Source organism: Clostridium sp. BL-8 (assembly GCF_002006495.1).
Lineage (GTDB): Bacteria > Bacillota > Clostridia > Clostridiales > Clostridiaceae > Clostridium.
On the sequence record NZ_LZZL01000062.1, the window covers coordinates 18,363 to 36,932 of the forward strand.

Sequence of the window (18,570 nt, forward strand, 5' to 3'; positions counted from 1 at the left end):
CTTTACTAAAAACTTTATTTAGTACCAAACAGTCTATCTCCTGCATCACCAAGTCCTGGTACTATATATCCGCTTTCATTTAATTTCTCATCTATAGACGCTAAATATATATCTACATCAGTATGAGCCTTTTGCACTGCTTCAATTCCTTCTGGAGCTCCAACTAAACACATTAATTTTAAGTTTTTAGCTCCTCTATTTTTAAGCATTGTTATAGCATCTATTGATGAACCGCCTGTTGCAAGCATTGGATCTACAACGATTATGTCTCTCTCAGCAATATCTTGTGGTAATTTGCAGAAATATTCTACCGGTTGAAGTGTTTTTTCATCTCTATATAATCCAATATGGCCAACCTTAGCAGCAGGAATTAAGTTGATCACTCCATCAACCATTCCAAGACCAGCTCTTAGTATAGGTACTACTGCTATTTTCTTTCCTGCAAGCATTTGACATTTAGCTACAGCTACAGGAGTTTTCACATCAACTTCTTCTGTATGTAAGTCTCTTGTAACCTCGTAAGCCATTAACATAGAAATTTCTTCTACTAACTTCCTAAATTCTTTTGAACCTGTTTTCTCATCTCTTAAAATCGCTAACTTATGTAATATTAATGGGTGATTTATTTCTGTTACTTTACTCATTATTATCCCTCCGAATTAAACTTTTTTACTACTTATTATACTTTTTTTCAATTTCTGATATTTTATCTATTCTTTTTTGATGTCTATCTCCTTCAAATTTTGATGTTAGAAATGTTTTTACTATATCCAAAGCAAGCCCAGTCCCAACAACTCTTTGGCCCATTGTTAATATATTGGCATTATTATGTTCTCTAGTCGCATGTGCACTAAATGTATCTGAACATAATGCTGCTCTTATTCCAGGAACTTTATTGGCTGAAATACCGATTCCTATTCCTGTACCACAGATTAGTATTCCAAATTCATATTCTTTTGATGCAACTGCCTCAGCCACTGGTAAAGCAATATCAGGATAATCACAAGAACTAGTTGAATATGTGCCAAAATCCTTTACTTCGTGATTTTCACTTTTTAAATAATTAATAATCTCATTTTTTAATTCAAATCCGCCATGATCGCATCCAATTGCAATTTTCATAATTTAATCATCTCCAAATCTAATTAATCTTAAGTCTATTATCATCAGCACTTTCTGAAAAATATATTCAGGTTAACTGTTTAAACTTCCACGATATCAAATCCAGCAGCTTTATTTAATCTATTCATAATAGCCATTCCCACACCTTTTTCTTCATATGCTTCTGCAAAGATTAGATCAGCTCCTAAATCATCACATTTTCTCAAAGCTTCAAATAGATTTTTAGCTACTGTCGATAAATTTTCTATGCTTCCTAAAACTATACTTGTTCCTTCTTCATACTCTTTCGCATTTTCTTCAACAGTAAGAATACATACTCTCTTGCCTTTTTCTATATTATAGTGTACCATTTCTTTTATTTTTTCAACAGTTTTTTTTCTTTCACCAGAAATTATTGTAACTTTAGCATTAGGTGCATAATGCTTATATTTCATCCCTGGAGCTTTAGGTTTTAGATTTTCTCTTGGTTTTTTCATAATAGCGCTATCTATTTCTATACTCGAATCCACTTCTCTAAGCATTTCTAGTGTTATTCCTCCTGGCCTTAATACTACAGGTGGAATTACTGTACAATCAACTATTGTTGACTCAACACCTATATCGCTTTCTATTCCTCCCAAGATGCAGTCCACTTTTCCTTCTAAGTCTTCAATGCATCTTTGAACATCTGTCGGACTTGGCCTTCCACTTATATTAGCTGAAGGAGCTGCAATAGTTGTATTAGATAATTCTATTAATTTTCTAGCTATTTCATTGTCTGGCATTCTAATTCCAATAGAATCTAAATTAGCACTTGTTATACTTGGTATAACTTCTTTCTTTTTTAATATTATTGTTAATGGTCCAGGCCAAAATTTATTTATAAGCTCTTTTGCTACTTCTGGAATTTCCTTTGCATATAATTCTATATCCTTTGATGCAACATGAATTATTAATGGATTATCTTGAGGTCTTCCTTTTGCCCTAAAAATTTTTTCTACAGCTTCTGCATTAAGCGCATCAGCTCCTAATCCATAAACTGTTTCTGTTGGAAAAACTACAGTTCCTCCCATTTTTATTAATTCAGCAGCCTCTTTTATTTTTGCTTCATCTTCCTTAGTATTCTCAATCATACTAATTTTAGTTTTCAACTACATTATCTCCTTTCTATCAGGTGTCAATCAAATCATCCCACAGTCCTTTGAGCATAAACCGTGAACTGTATCATACTATATACTATACTATAAGCTGCCCTCGTGCTATCTTTATATTTTGAATGCTTTCATCAGTATAAATCGCTTTAACACAATTTTTGTATATTGAATCTAATAACAAATATTTTCTTAATCCACCTCTTCTGATTACCTGAAAATAATAATCTTTAGTAGAATTAAGTTGTTTAATAGCATCATAGTGTTCAACTATCTGCGGGTATCTTTTTAAAAAGTTTTTATCCACCGGTCTCAATCCCGGATTTTTAAAAACCACATTAGTTATTAATACTATTTCTAAATCATAATCTGATTTATTTGTATGTACTAAAGCGACCTTATCGCATATGATTAAGTATTCCTTAGCAAAAATGCCTGTTTTAAATACTAACTTATTGGTCATATATCTATATTCAACCCTGTATGAATTCATTTTAATTATAATAGATATGACTATTAAAAGATAAATAAATATAACATAACTTATATAGAACACATTAGTTCTTCCAGTTATCATTAACATTGTTGGAAGAATCAACGCTATAATAACCATAGTAATTAGAAATATTTTTAAGTGTTTTTTTTCTCTCTTTATCGCCTTATATATATCCATAGTTAATCTCCCGATATACTTTTAAAGCCCAACAAAATACTGTAAGGCTTTTTTGAGTGTTACTAAACATACTCAGAAAATAACAAGTCAGCATGCTAATTTCTTGCAACATTGACTTGTTATCTTGTTTATATGCCTATTCTTGTGTATTTCCCATTAACTTCATTTTTTCTGCCTGGTCTGCTGTAATAAGCGCATTTATCATTTCATTAAGATCACCATCTAAGAACGTATCTAACTTATATAAAGTTAACCCTATTCTGTGATCAGTAACTCTTCCTTGTGGATAGTTATAAGTTCTTATTCTTTCACTTCTATCCCCTGTTCCGACCTGGCTCTTTCTATCTTCAGCTATTCCTTCTGCTCTTTCTCTTTCTGCCTGTTCATAAAGTCTTGATTTTAAAACCTTCATTGCTTTTTCTTTATTTTTTAATTGTGATTTTTCATCTTGACATGAAACCACAAGACCAGTAGGTAAGTGAGTAATTCTAACAGCTGAATCTGTAGTATTAACGCATTGACCTCCATTACCTGAAGCTCTAAATACGTCTATTCTAACATCTTTATCTAAAACTTCTATTTCTACATCGTCAACCTCTGGTAATACTGCTACTGTTGCAGTTGATGTATGAATTCTTCCGCTTGATTCAGTATCAGGAACTCTTTGTACTCTATGTACTCCGCTCTCATATTTTAATTTTGAATAAGCCCCATTACCTTTAATCATAAAGACAACTTCCTTGAAGCCTCCAAGATCTGTTTCATTTAAACTCATTATCTCTACAGACCATCTTTGAGTTTCAGCATATCTTGTATACATTCTAAATAAATTGTATGCAAATAATGCTGCTTCCTCACCACCTGCACCCCCTCTGATTTCTACGAATACATTTTTTTCATCATTAGGGTCTTTTGGTAATAATAAAATCTGTATTTTGTTTTCTAATTCTACTTCCTTATTTGTAAGATCAGAGATTTCTTCATTTAACATTTCTCTCATTTCTTTATCACTTTCGCTGCTTAACATTTCTTTATTGTCTTGCAAATCCTCTGTGACTTTCTTATATTCTCTATAAGCATTAACTATAATCTCTAAATCAGCATGTTCCTTGCAAAGTTTTCTCCATTCATTCTGATTCTGCATAATTGATGGATCACTTATTTTTACTGATAATTCATCATATTTACTTTCTATAAATTCTAATTTATCTAATAACATCTAATCACTCCGTACTTATTTTTTCATATCATTTCATTATACCACGAACTAGTTCAGTTAACAATTATGAGTTAGAACTAAGTGGCCTACTTTAATTTACAATTTACATGAGATAACTTAATATAAAAACCTTAAATTTTCTTTAAAAATCCCTTAATATAGATTTTATTCTTCATTATCAATTGTACATCGTAAATTGTTAATTGCAACATAATATATTTATTTTTTAAAGATATCCAATTTTTCTTCCTAAAATTTGCATTTTTTTAATTTTTAACTCTTAATTCCAATAACAACTCTATCTAAACTTGCAAAATCTTTAACTATCTTTACATCTTCAAGATTTTCTTCTTCCATTAAAGATTTTACCGCTTCTCCTTGATTATAACCTATTTCAAATGCTAATATCCCACCTCTTTTTAATACATGCTCACTTTGATTAATTATCTTTCTATAGAACTCCAAACCATCAGAGCCTCCATTTAAAGCAGTATGAGGTTCATAATCTTTAACATCTTCCATAAGTTTACTTATTTCTTCTTCCTCAATATAAGGAGGATTTGAAACTATGATATCATATATTTTTCCGCTTTTTATGACCTCTTCTAATAAATCACTTTTTATAAATTTCACTCTATTTTCTAAACTACTTTTTTGTATATTAATAAGTGAAACCTTCTCTGGAATAGGATAGTAATCTATTAAATCGACTTTTATATTCTGCCTAAAACCTGCTAACGCTATACCAATGGCCCCTGAGCCACAACATAAATCGCATATTTGTTTTTCATCATTTTCTTCTATATTTTTAAGAACTTCTTCAACAAGTATCTCTGTATCACTTCTAGGGATCAATACACCTTCCTCAATATAAAAGTCAATCCCCATAAATTCACACTTATTTAAAATATATTTTACCGGCATTTTATTTCTTCGCTTTTCAATTAAGTCAAAATATTTTTTAGTATCTTCCTCATTAACTTCTTCTTCCTTGTGAGTAATTAAATAGACTCTATCTTTTTTAATTATATTTCCTAGTAACAACTCAGAATCTAATCTGGCTGTATCTATGCCTTTTTCTTTAAGCGTAGATGTACCTGTGCAAAGTAATTCTTCAATTGTTTTGTTAGGATCCTTTATACCTTCTGCTGCTTTTAAAGAAGCAATAGCAACTTCAATTTGAGAATCATCAGGTTCTTTAGTAGTTAACAGCTGCAGTTTAAGTCCAGGATATGCTATTATTTTAGCTAATAAACTATCATTTTTACCAAGCCATTTTATTAATTCATAACTTATCCCTGTAACTACTGGTATTAGAACAACTCTGAGTATTAATCTCTGAACAATTCCTCCCCAGCCAGTAAAAGAAAAAACTATTATACTAATAAACATTACCAAAAACAAAAAATTCGTTCCACATCTTGGATGTAATCTTGATTGCTTTTTGACATTTTCTACAGTTAACTCTTCCATAGCTTCATAGCAAAATATTGTTTTATGCTCAGCTCCATGATATTGGAACACCCTGTATATATCACTCAGCTTACTTATAAAATACATATATAGTACAAGAATTGTTATTCTTATAGCTGCCTCAATTAAATGTAATACTATAATAGAAGTACCTGTACTTTTAAATATGGATGCTATTCCAGTTGGTAATGCAATAAAAAGACCTATGGCAAAAATAAATGAAATGCACATTGTTATAGCCATCAAAACACTGTTCGCTTTTTCACCCAATTTGTCATCAAGCCACTTTTCGAACTTTGACGGTTCTTCGCTTTCATCTTCCAAAAAAGAAGCTGAATAATTAAGAGAGTCCATCCCAACCTTCATTGATTCAATAAGAACAAAAAATCCCCTAAGAAGAGGTATGTTCAAAATCGGATATTTTTTAGTTATAGTACCATTGTCTTTCAAATCTATTTCTATGTTTCCTTTTGGAGTTCTTACAGCTGTTGCAAGGCTTTTACTTCCTCTCATCATAACGCCTTCTATAACTGCTTGCCCCCCAACGTCACGTCTTTTCATATATTATAATCACTTACTCTCTTTTATATTTTTTCTTTATATTTATAATAACATTCCCCGCATAATGATTCATATTGAATATCATTTTCTTCATCAATTGCAATTTGCTCTCCTTCAAATACGAATCTATTATTAACTTTTCTACCATTAAATATAGCTTTCTTACCACATGCACATATTGTTTTCATTTCTTCTATACTATGAGCTAACAACAATAGTCTTGTACTACCTTCAAATCCGTTTCTTTTAAAGTCTGTTCTAAGGCCATAGCATATAGTAGGAATATTAAGCTTAACCGCAATTTCGAACAGCTGGTCTATTTGTTCGCTTTTCATAAATTGTACTTCATCCACTAATATGCAGTGTATTTCTTCGTTTCTTTTTAGATAATTATGTACTGTTTCAAAAACATTATCATGTTCAGAAACTAATAAATCTACATTTCTAGTTACTCCAAGTCTAGATATAAGCTTTTCTCCACCTTTACTATCAACCTTTGGCTTCACAATAATAATCTTCATACCGCGTTCTTCATAATTAAAAGCAACTTGCATTAGATGTGTTGATTTACCTGAATTCATCGCACCATATCTAAAATATAATTTACTCATTTTTAAAATTCTCTCCTTTTTTCAATTCAAGGTATCATAATCGATTATATCATTTAATGCGATTCATAAAAAGATATTTTTTTATAGCTTCAAATTATTTATTGACGCTAAAAATCTACTATGCTATAATTTAATGGTTGTTATTGAATAATTAACATAAGTTTATATAATTGAAAGAGGTGAAAAATAATGAGAGAAGGCATACATCCAGAATACCACCACGATGCAGTGGTTAAGTGTGCATGTGGAAACACTTTCACTACTGGTTCTGTTAAATCAGAATTAAAAGTTGAAATATGCTCTAAATGCCACCCATTCTTCACTGGTAAACAAAAAATTGTTGACGTTGGTGGAAGAGTTGATAAATTCAACAAGAGATTCAACCTTGGCAACAAGTAATAGATCTTTGGGGAAAGACTTTGTCTTTCCCCTTTTTTAAATTATTGTAGTTTATTAGTATACAAATTAATTAATACTTTTTATAAATTAATATAATATTAATATATTAATAAGCATTAATTAATATTTAAATTATATAATAAAGATGGTAAACTATGTAATATAATACATTTGAAATGAGTGACTTTAATGAAAAAAGTTTTAATCTTAACAACTTCTACAGGACAAGGTCATAATCAAGCCGCTACTTCAGTGGCAGAATCTTTTAAAAGTGCTGGTTATGAAATTACGAAGCTGGATTTCCTTGCTAAGAATAGTAGGTTACTTAATGATATAATTGTATTTGGCTATGAAATGTCTGCTTCTAAATTTCCAAAAACCTATGGAGCTATATACAATCTAACTGATTCTAAATATATCAACAAGCTTTTAAAATATCCTTTTTATTTTGCAAGAAAAAAGGTTGCAAAACTAATTAATGAAATAAACCCTGATGTAATTGTTGCCAGTCATTCTTTTAGCATTAGTGTAATTTCGGATTTAAAAAAACATGGATTAAAAGCTCCATTCATTTTAATAGTTACAGATTTTAAAGCTCATTATTTATATGTGGACCCTTATGTTGATGTGTATATTACCGGAAGTAATTATACTAAGCAATCATTAGTTAGAAGAAATATAAATCCTAATAAAATTTATCCAATAGGAATTCCTATACGTAATAATTTCTATACAGATGTTACATCTGTTGACACTCTAAAAGATAATGAATATTTCAATTTATTACTTATGGGCGGAAGTTTAGGCTTGGATACTATTTTTACAGTTCTTAAGGAATTATTAAAAAATCCAAACAAACTAAGGATTACAGTTGTTTGTGGCAAAAACGAAAACTTAAAAAACAAATTACTAAAATACTGTAATGATAGAGAATTTAAGAATAAAAAGCTTCACATAATAGGTTTTACAAAAGATATATCTTATTTAATGGATTATTGTGATGTAATAGTTTCGAAACCTGGTGGTTTAACAGTTACTGAATCAATAGTAAAAAACATTCCTCTAGTAATTCCTTTTGCTATTCCAGGACAAGAGACTGAGAATATAGACTTTCTTACTAGTGAAGGATATTCAATTTACGTAAAAGATATAAGTAAACTAAATGATTCCATAAATCATTTAATAGATAATCCTGATGAATTATCTCAAATGAAATCAAAATTGAATAAATTATCATCAACTTATTCACTAACTGAAATAGTTCAGATAGCTGATAATTTAATTTCAAATAGTTAAAAAAGATGACCAATAATTTTATTGGATCATCTTTTTTGCTACATTATTGATTTCTCTTTTGAAAAACATTTATAAATTCTTTATTATTGTTCGTTTTAGATAACATATTAATTAAATTTTCTGTAATGTCATCAGAATTTCCATCTTTATACATTATTTTCCTTACAGAAAAGGCTACATCAAGTTCCTCTTTCGATAGAATTAAGTCTTCCTTTCTAGTTCCTGATTTATATATATCTATAGCTGGGAAGATTCTTCTTTCTTGAAGCCTTCTATCTAAATGAACTTCCATATTTCCTGTTCCTTTAAATTCTTCAAATATCATGTCATCCATTCTTGATCCAGTTTCAATAAGTGCAGTCGCAAGTATTGTCAAGCTTCCGCCTTCTTCAATTTTTCTAGCTGCTCCAAAAAACTTCTTAGGCATTATAAGCGCCCCAGGATCAAGTCCTCCCGATAAAGTTCTGCCTGTAGGAGTTATTGTTAAATTATAAGCTCTTGAAAGTCTAGTTATACTATCCAGAAGAATAACAACATCTTTGCCCTGCTCTACCATTCTTTTGGCTCTTTCCAAGACCATTTGTGATACTTTAGCATGGTTTTGTGGCTCTTCATCAAAAGTCGAATAAACTACATCACCATTTATTGATCTCTTCATGTCTGTAACTTCTTCTGGTCTTTCATCTATTAACAAAACTATTAATTTAACATCTGGATAATTCTTAGATATGTTTTGAGCAATTTTTTTAAGCAACGTAGTTTTACCTGCTTTAGGCGGTGCTACTATAATCCCCCTTTGCCCTTTACCTATAGGGCAAATTATATCCATCAATCTAGATGCCAAATCGTTTTTATCTGAAGTTTCTAACCTTAATCTTTCTTTTGGATATATAGGTGTCAACGTTTCAAATGATTTTCTACCTATTGCTCTTTCAGGATGTTCATCATTAACTTTTTGGACAAACAAAAGAGCTTTAAACTTTTCTCCTTCTTTGGCCTCTCTTACTTTTCCTTCAACCTCATCTCCTGTTCTCAAATTAAATCTCCTAATTTGAGATGGTGATACATAAACATCATCGCTGCTAGTTAAATAATTTTTACATCTTAAAAATCCGAAACTATTATTCTCCAAAATCTCCAAAATACCTTTAATGACATTGGATTCATTTATCATTTCTCTTAAATTCTCTTTTTTTTCAGTGTTTTCACTATTATTATTTTCTACTTTTGTTTCTGAGTAATTATTTACTCTTGTATTATTGTTGTTTATTCTAGTACCTTCTTTATTTTCTTTATCTATTGTGTCATCCTTAATATCTTTTGAAATTTTAGGGGATATATTTTCTCTTAATATCACACCATCTTTTTCTATAAAATTACTAGAAGTTTTTAATATCTCTTCTATCAATTCATTTTTCTTATATTTTGATATATTTTTGACACCTGCTTTTTTAGCAATATCTTTTAAACTCGTTAAAGTCATACTCTCATATTCTTGTTTTGTCAAGTTCGCACCTCCAATTTATAGATTGCAATCTATAAAAATCATTCTTTCTTAACTTCAATTTTATTTTAATCGGAAAATTTAATAGTAAGATAATTAGATGTGATATAATCTTTTAGAATTTCATTTGAATCTACTTTCTATTTTTAGCTCATTCTACAATAAAGTTGATTTGCCTGCTCTTTCATTCTTCATATATTATGAACTGGTAACCTTTTAAAAAGTTTACCAGTCCCCAAAATTATTATCTTTAATATTTATTATATAATAATACAAATATTAATACAATTTACTTTTTACTTTGATTGATTTTCTTTTACTGCTGCTTCAATAAAGCCTACAAATAATTTGTGAGGTTTATTAGGTCTTGATTTCAATTCTGGATGGAATTGAACTGCTACATACCATGGATGTTCTGGAACCTCAACAATTTCTACTAATCTTTCATCTGGACTTGTTCCAACAATCTTCATTCCAGCATCAATTATTTGTGCTCTATAATCATTATTGAACTCATATCTATGTCTATGTCTTTCTTGAATTAATTCTTCTTTGTATACTTCATAGGAATTGCTGTCTGGATCTAATTTACAAGGATATTTTCCAAGTCTCATTGTTCCACCAAGATTTTCTATATCCTTTTGATCTGGCATAAGATCTATCACTGGATATTTTGTATTTGAATTTATTTCTGAACTATTGGCTCCCTCATATCCTAATACATTTCTTGCATATTCTATTACAGCACATTGCATTCCTAAACAAATTCCTAAGAAAGGCTTTTTATTTTCTCTCGCCCATTTTATTGCTGATATTTTACCTTCTATTCCTCTATCACCAAAACCTCCAGGCACTAGAACTCCATCTACATCTTTAAGAATTTCTTCCACGTTTCCAGTTTCTAAGCTTTCAGCATTAACCCATTCAATTTCAACATTAGCATCATTAGCATATCCACCATGACTTAATGCTTCAACAACTGATATGTATGCATCATGTAACTCAACATATTTACCAACTAATGCAATCTTAACATTATTCTTAAGATTCTTAATTTTTTTAACCATGTCAATCCATTCTGAATTATCAATATCTTTACATCCTAAATGTAATTTTTCACAAACTAGATTATCTAACCCTTCATCATGAAGCATTAATGGCACTTCATATAAATTTTCTGCATCTAAATTTTGAATTACTGATTTCCCATCTATATTACAGAACAATCCAATTTTAGCTTTTATATCATCCGATAATTCTTTTTCAGTTCTACAAACTATTATGTCTGGTTGAATACCTATCATTCTTAATTCTTTTACAGAGTGTTGCGTAGGTTTTGTCTTTAGCTCCCCTGCTTTTCCTAAGTATGGCACTAAAGTAACATGGATATAACATACATTTTCTGCTCCAACTTCGCTCTTTATTTGTCTGATAGACTCTAAAAATGGTTGTGATTCTATATCTCCAACAGTCCCACCAATTTCAGTTATTACTACATCCACATCTCTTTCTTTTGCTACTTGATATACTTTATCCTTAATTGCATTTGTTATATGGGGGATTACTTGAACTGTACCTCCAAGATATTCTCCTCTTCTTTCTTTTTCTATAACAGAACTATATATCTTACCAGTTGTAACATTTGAATTTTGTGTTAAGCTCTCATCTATAAATCTTTCATAATGACCTAAATCTAAATCAGTTTCAGCTCCATCATCAGTTACAAATACTTCTCCATGTTGATAAGGACTCATTGTTCCTGGATCCACATTTAAATATGGGTCAAACTTTTGAATAGAGATATTCACCCCTCTATTCTTTAATAATCTTCCGAGGGATGCTGCCGTTATCCCCTTACCTAATGCAGATACAACTCCACCCGTAACAAAAACATATTTAGTGCTCATTTTTATCCTCCCTATGTTAAATAAAATCACATTTTCATTTTAATGTTGACTTTTTTAATACTTAATGCTATAATGTAAATTACCCCATAAAATACAATATGGGTTATTTGTGTTGCTTAATAACATAGGTAATATCATATCACATCTTACGATGAATATCTAGTCTTTTTTTATAAATTAGTCATTTCGCTTTTTTCTATAGTGTTTTCTAATTCAAAATACCTTTCTCTAAAATATCTATTAGCCAGTAATTTTTCTTCTGCCAATTTTAGATTATTATTTATGCTTCTAGATGTTTTCAAATTAAAAACTTCTTTAATCTTATCAATTTCCAGACAGTGATTATTTTTTAAAACTAATAGTAAAATATATTTATTATCTCTATCTTTTAATAATTCTATGAATTTTTCTTCATTAATTCCATAGTAATCACAAACATTTCTTAATATTTTTATATATTTCAATTTATTTATCATATATATTTCCTCCTCTTCAAATTATATCCTCAATTATCCATTTTTAATCAATTAAAAAAACCTTTATTCAATTTTTAATACACTGAAAAAATAGTGTTAAAGATGCTACATTTTAGAGATTTAAAAATTTATTGTTTTAAATAAAAAAAGGAGTATCGCTCCTGATTAAAACTTAATCATTTTGCGATGCTCCCTTAATCTGCTTTTTATTATCTTATTGATGATGGACTTACATGAAAACCAAACATTTAAATTAAGCCTTTTTGATCTATCTTACTGATAATTTTTTTAATCTTATTTCTTTTTTCTGAATCAATCAATAAGCTTAAGTTATTTAAGGTTCTTTAATCAATATCTGAAATTTTCACATTATAAGTTTCCATTATAAACCTCTAGAATTCTATTTTCTCTAGTATATTAAATATGACACTGGAGTTATAATCAATATTATTCTCTTTAATCATATCTTCATGTTTTCCAGATCCTTTATATGTAATCAAGTCCTCATTAATTTGTTTCCACGCATTATAGATTGTATTATTATCAAGATCTCCCATCTCTCTACATTCATCTGGTATCAAAATCAAGTGTAATCTTGAAGAAATACCCTTAACATCACTAGATGAATTATAATATTCTAAATATCTTGTCATTTTCTCCTGTGCTTCACTATCATTTTTTATAAATTCCAGATACTCTGGCATATTTTGAGATATGAACTTTAATACTTCTTCCATATTTTCAGCTGCAAATTGTGCTTCTCTTTCTTTAGATATCTTATGCTTATTACTTTCATCAGCAGTTTGTTTGTTGAAGTTTAAAGGCATAGTATCCATTAATATTATATCTGTTACATCATATCCCATTTTATTCATTTTATCCGCAATCTCAACTGCTAATCGCCCTCCAGCAGACCATCCGAAAAACACGAATTTTTTATCATTATTTATGCTTGTAATTCTTTTAACATAATCTTCAATTAGATTATCACTATGGATGAAATTATAACTATACATTTTATAATCTTTAATTCTTTTAGCAATTCCACTATACAAGAAACCATATGCCATATATGGAGGAAAACATATAATAGTTTTGTTAGCATGCTCGTTAAAAATAACATAATCTTCTGGAGTATATTCACCCTTCTCAATATATTCACTTAGCTCTCTTATAGTAAGTTTTGTAAATATTATATTAAGTGGTATGTCTATTTTTAATCTTTCTTTTATTTTACTCTTTAATATAGTTCCCTTTAATGAATGCCCCCCAAGATCATAAAAATTATCATTTATTCCTATTCTCTTAATTCCTAATACATCTTCCCATATAGCTGCTAGATTTTTTTCTATCTCATTCCTTGGAGCCTCATATTCACTCTCCGATATCTGCGTAACAGCTATTTCTTCAAGAAATTTTTTATCTACCTTTCCATTTGGCGTTATTGGAAGTTTATTTATTTTAATTATATGGCTTGGTATCATATATGATGGTAATTCTTTTGAAAGTTCTGCTTTGATTGATGTAACTGTTACTTCCTGCTGCACTGTTAGGTATCCACAAAGATACTTATCTAAATTCTCATTATCCTTAGCTAACACTACCGCTTCTTTTACTCCGTCAATTTTTAAAAGCTGATTTTCTATTTCTCCAATTTCAATTCTGAAACCTCTTATTTTTACCTGACTATCTATTCTTCCTAGATATTCTATGTTTCCATCTGGAAGCCACCTTGCTAAATCTCCTGTTCTGTACATTTTAGTTCCTGGTTCAAATGGATTATCTACAAACTTTTCTCTTGTTAGCTCTTCTCTATTTAAGTATCCTCTTGCAAGCCCATCTCCTGAAACGCATAATTCTCCACATGTTCCTATTGGCATTAAGGTATTATTATCTCCTAATATGTATATTTTAGAATTACTTATTGGCTTTCCTATTGGTATATTTCTATAATTTTTATCTACTTTAAAGCTTGTTGTAACTACAGCATTTTCTGTTGGTCCATAATTATTTATTAATTCATAAGTCTGCTTTTTATAAATCTTTAACTTATCTGCTCCAGTTAATAGTTTTCTTAAGGATTTATTCTTTAAATTCATAAATTCCTCACACATTTGTGTAGGTAAAAAGCCTATTGTTATTTTATTATCCTCATAATATTGGTTTAGTGCATCTTTATCGAGCATTATAGACTTATCTATCATATACAATGCTGCTCCAGCTATAATATAAGGGAATATTTCCCAAACTGATGCATCAAAACCAAAGCCGGCATATTTTGTTGCCCTGTCTTTTTCTGTTACTTCGTAATACTCATTATGCCAGAAACACAAATTCACAAGAGCTTTTTGTTCCACCATTACTCCTTTAGGTTTTCCAGTTGTTCCTGAAGTATATATAACATATGCTAAATCACTTGACTTTCCTCTATTATTTAAGTTACTATTTTCTCCTTCATATAATTTATTATCTTCTAAATCTATAGTTTCTCCAGCACAACTTATACTTTCTAATAATTTGTTTTGTGTTAAAAGTATTTTTGTATTACTGTCTTCTAACATATACTTTATTCTGTCTTCTGGATATTCAGGATCTATGGGTAAATATGCTCCCCCTGCTTTTAAGACTCCCATTATTCCAATCAGCATCTCTAATGATTTATCTATCATTATTCCTACTATTGTTTCTGCTTCTACACCTTTTCCTCTTAAAACCCTTGCTAAAGCATTGGATTTTTCATTAAGCTCTTTATATGTCAACTTGTTGTTTCCACATACCACTGCTATATTACTTGGTGTTTTCTTAACTTGTTCTTCAAATAAATCAACTATTGTTTTATTTTTTGGATACTCCATTTTTGTTTTATTGAAGTTATTTAATAGTTTATTTTTTTCTTCTTCATTTAATATATCTATATCTTGTATTAAAATGTTTGGATTATTAACTACAGATTTTAATTCATTACATAGATTCTTTATTATCTGCCTTATTATTTCCTTATTATAAACACTACCATTATATTTTATTTTCAAAGTCATGCTGCTACCTGGAATTATTATAAGGGCAAAATCATAATTTATTTGTTCAAACATTTCAACGTTATTTATTATTTTAATCCCTGATTCACTGCTTATACTAGAATTTAACATTTCCTTATCAATAGGATAATTCTCATAGGCTACAATATGATTAATAAGATTATTTTTCATACTTGTTAAAGCCTGTATTTCTGCCAAAGAGCAATAACTATGCGAATTTGCCTCAATAAAATTCTCATTTATTTTTCTTGCAAGCTCTATGAATTCTATAGTATCTTCCCCTTTTACCCTAGTAGGAACTGTATTTATAAATAATCCGACTATATTTTCTATACCATTAATTTCACTTGGTCTTCCAGAAACAACAGAACCAAATACTACATCATTTGTATTGTTATACTTCTGCAACAATACCCCCCAAGCTGTTTGGATAACAGAATTTAAAGTTATAGATCCTTTTTCTGCCATACTCTTTAATTTATAAGTTAAATCTTCGCTAATTATAATTTCCTCTTCTTCATTTACAAATTCCTCAGCTGCATTTTCAAGCTTAGGTATATTAATCTCTTGCTCATATGAAGAAAGATAATTATTCCAATAGCTTAATTCTGATGCCTTATCTTGCTTATCTAGCCACTCTAAATACTTACTATAAGGTTCTGTTTCATCAAACACTATTTCTTCGTTTTTAGATATTAATTTATATATATTTATTATGTCGTTTATTATTATGCCTAGGCACCATCCATCCATAATTATATGATGAAAACTATATACTATCTTGTATATATCGCTATCGATTTTTATTACCGATAATCTATTTAAGCAATCATTAGTTAAGTCGAATCCTTTGTCTTTATCCTTCTTTTTAAATCTTTCCAAATATTCTTCTTTATTTTCTTCCAGATTACTTATATCTTCATAGCATATCTTTAATTCTCTATTTCTTAAAACTACTTGTTTAGGCTCACTTATATTTTCATAGAAAAATGCTGTTCTTAGTATTTCATATCTTTCTATAAGTTTATTAAATGCCTTATTCAATATTTCTATATCTAATGGCCCTGTTACTGTAAATATACTTTGTTCAAAATACGCATTAGAATCTCTATTGATCCTTGAATTATACATTATGCCTTCCTGCATTGGGGTTAAAGAGTGTATTTTTTCTATTTCTTTTTTGTATGATAGTATTGTATCTAAATCCTCTATACTTAATTCTCTATCTCCATAATCCCATGGTGTTTTTTCTGTTTCTCTTATGCTTTCACAGTGTTTTATAATTTCAAGCAGATTTTTTGTATATAATTTTGTTAGCTTCTCTATTGTTTCAGCTTTATATTCTTTAATACTATAATTAAATATGAATTTTAGTTCTCCATCCACTACAAAACCATTTATCTCAATATTATTTAATTTTTTATTTTCTTCTGAAATAGTCTTTCCAATTGATATCTTAGAATACTTAAATAAACTTTCAGCATTATTTTCACTAAATTCCCCTAAATAGTTAAATCCTATTTCAGGATTTAACTCAAAACAAACATCCTTCTTATTCTCAGGATCGGTTAGATATTTCAAAATTCCATATCCAACACCTTTATTTGGTATATGCCTTAAAGTTTCTTTTGTATTTTTTATTGAGTATCCAATATCATCACTATTTTTCATATCTAAAATCACTGGATATGTAGATGTAAACCACCCTAATGTTCTATTTATCGAAACATCCTCTATTATTTCTTCTCTTCCATGACCTTCAAGCCCTATAAGAATTTTTTCGTTTTTGGACCATTCTTTAATAGTTAATCCTAATGAACAAAGAAGTATATCATTTATTTCTGTATTATACGCTGTACTTGTCCCTCTAAGGATCCTTTCGGTTTCATCTTTTGATAAATTTATAATGATATTTTTACTATCTCCTACAGTACTTTCACACTTTTTGAAGTCCCTTGGAAGCTCTTTAATCTCTATGTTAGTTACATTATTCCAATATTCTTTTTCTCTAAGCATTTCTTTACTATTAGCATATTCATTAAGCTTTTCTACCCAAACTTTATAAGACGTAGTCTTTTCTGGTAACACTACTACTTTTCCACTTTCTACACTTCCATAAGCATTTTCTAAATCTTCAAGTAATATTCTCCATGATATACCATCAATAATCATATGATGTATTGCTATGAGTAAGTGGTCTCCCTCACTTGTTTTGAATAAACCAAGTTTCACTAAAATTCCATTTTCTAAATCCATGCCTTCCTGCATTTTGTTTGTTAAAGCTTCTATTTCTGTTTTGTAATCTTCTGCATTTTCTAAATTATATACATTTAACGTGAACATATTTTCTACTTTTTCTATATTTCTGTTTACTTGTTTAATTTTATTATCTTCCTTTGTATATATCATTCTTAATACATCATGATGTTTCATTATCTCTATGAAGGCTTTTTTTAATATTTGTTCATCTATCCCATCATTTTTGTCAAACATAAATGCTTGGTTAAAATGATTTTCCACTGCAAATTCATTGTCAAAAAACCATTTTTGTATTGGTGAATGATATACTTCTCCTTCAATTACTCCCTGATCTGCTTTAACATTACTATACTTAACATGTTTACTTAGCTCTTCTATTGTTTGATACTTCATTAAATCTTTTATTTCGAGCTTAATACCATAACTATGCAGCCTTGATACTATTTGTATTGATTTTATTGAATCTCCACCCAATTCATAGTAATTATCATTAATTCCTATTCTCTCTATCTCTAATACAGCTTTCCATGCTTCTACTAAAATTTTTTCTGTCTCGCTTTCAGGTGCTTTATATTCTGTCTGTGCTACCTTAGACATGTCTATTTCTGGAAGAGCTCTCTTATCAACTTTACCGTTTGGTGTCAATGGAAGCTTGTCTATCTTCATGATATACTTTGGCAGCATATAATTAGGAAGCTCTTTAGCCAATTCTTCTTTTATACTTGATACATCTAGTTCTCTTTCTGTTGTTATATATGCACACAAATACGCATTTTCATTCTTATCCTTCTTAGCTATTACTACAGCTTCTTTTATATCTTCTATTTTTAGGAATTTATTTTCTATCTCTCCAATTTCTATTCTAAAGCCTCTTATTTTTACCTGATTATCTATTCTTCCTA

Annotated in this window: 13 protein-coding genes; 2 read left to right on the top strand and 11 right to left on the bottom strand. The window is 29.3% G+C overall.

What is annotated here, in order from left to right; translation table 11 throughout:
* Positions 1-14 precede the first annotated feature (14 nt).
* The 7 genes from upp to CLOBL_RS19145 form a co-directional block, all read right to left on the bottom strand.
* On the bottom strand, positions 15-644 hold the full coding sequence (gene upp, locus CLOBL_RS19115) for a uracil phosphoribosyltransferase (RefSeq protein WP_077860479.1): 630 nt from the start codon (positions 642-644) through the stop codon (positions 15-17).
* A gap of 28 nt (positions 645-672) precedes the next feature.
* A complete protein-coding gene (gene rpiB / locus CLOBL_RS19120) occupies positions 673-1,122 on the bottom strand; it encodes a ribose 5-phosphate isomerase B (protein ID WP_077860480.1) in 450 nt (149 codons plus the stop codon).
* Positions 1,123-1,202: 80 nt separating this feature from the next.
* The gene (locus CLOBL_RS19125) at positions 1,203-2,252 is read right to left on the bottom strand and encodes an L-threonylcarbamoyladenylate synthase (RefSeq protein WP_077860481.1); all 1,050 of its coding nucleotides are present in this window, start codon (positions 2,250-2,252) and stop codon (positions 1,203-1,205) included.
* Between the two features lie 85 nt (positions 2,253-2,337).
* Positions 2,338-2,925: a hypothetical protein gene (locus CLOBL_RS19130; protein ID WP_077860482.1), complete on the bottom strand. Its 588-nt coding sequence runs from the start codon at positions 2,923-2,925 to the stop codon at positions 2,338-2,340.
* Positions 2,926-3,061: 136 nt separating this feature from the next.
* Complete coding sequence (gene prfA, locus CLOBL_RS19135; protein WP_009168126.1) at positions 3,062-4,144, bottom strand: peptide chain release factor 1; 1,083 nt, start codon at positions 4,142-4,144, stop codon at positions 3,062-3,064.
* 273 nt (positions 4,145-4,417) lie between these two features.
* Positions 4,418-6,178, bottom strand: a complete 1,761-nt coding sequence (prmC, locus tag CLOBL_RS19140; protein ID WP_077860483.1) for a peptide chain release factor N(5)-glutamine methyltransferase — start codon at positions 6,176-6,178, stop codon at positions 4,418-4,420.
* Positions 6,179-6,201: 23 nt separating this feature from the next.
* Positions 6,202-6,789, bottom strand: a complete 588-nt coding sequence (locus CLOBL_RS19145; protein WP_009168124.1) for a thymidine kinase — start codon at positions 6,787-6,789, stop codon at positions 6,202-6,204.
* A gap of 189 nt (positions 6,790-6,978) precedes the next feature.
* Here CLOBL_RS19145 and rpmE point away from each other — a divergent pair, with 189 nt between their 5' ends.
* Together rpmE and CLOBL_RS19155 are read left to right on the top strand one after the other, a co-directional pair.
* Complete coding sequence (gene rpmE, locus CLOBL_RS19150; protein ID WP_009168123.1) at positions 6,979-7,188, top strand: 50S ribosomal protein L31; 210 nt, start codon at positions 6,979-6,981, stop codon at positions 7,186-7,188.
* Between the two features lie 189 nt (positions 7,189-7,377).
* Positions 7,378-8,484, top strand: a complete 1,107-nt coding sequence (locus CLOBL_RS19155) for a glycosyltransferase (protein ID WP_009168122.1) — start codon at positions 7,378-7,380, stop codon at positions 8,482-8,484.
* 43 nt (positions 8,485-8,527) lie between these two features.
* Here CLOBL_RS19155 and rho read toward each other — a convergent pair whose 3' ends face one another.
* The 4 genes from rho to CLOBL_RS19175 all read right to left on the bottom strand — a co-directional run.
* Entirely contained in the window at positions 8,528-9,991 is a 1,464-nt protein-coding gene (rho, locus tag CLOBL_RS19160) for a transcription termination factor Rho (RefSeq protein ID WP_077860484.1), read from the bottom strand.
* A 293-nt stretch (positions 9,992-10,284) separates the two neighbouring features.
* Positions 10,285-11,895 (bottom strand): CTP synthase, encoded by a 1,611-nt coding sequence (locus tag CLOBL_RS19165; protein WP_077860485.1) that lies wholly within the window; start codon positions 11,893-11,895, stop codon positions 10,285-10,287.
* Between the two features lie 170 nt (positions 11,896-12,065).
* On the bottom strand, positions 12,066-12,371 hold the full coding sequence (locus tag CLOBL_RS19170) for a hypothetical protein (protein WP_009168119.1): 306 nt from the start codon (positions 12,369-12,371) through the stop codon (positions 12,066-12,068).
* 392 nt (positions 12,372-12,763) lie between these two features.
* On the bottom strand, positions 12,764-18,570 hold a 5,807-nt coding region (locus tag CLOBL_RS19175; RefSeq protein WP_143323894.1), incomplete at its 5' end, for a non-ribosomal peptide synthetase.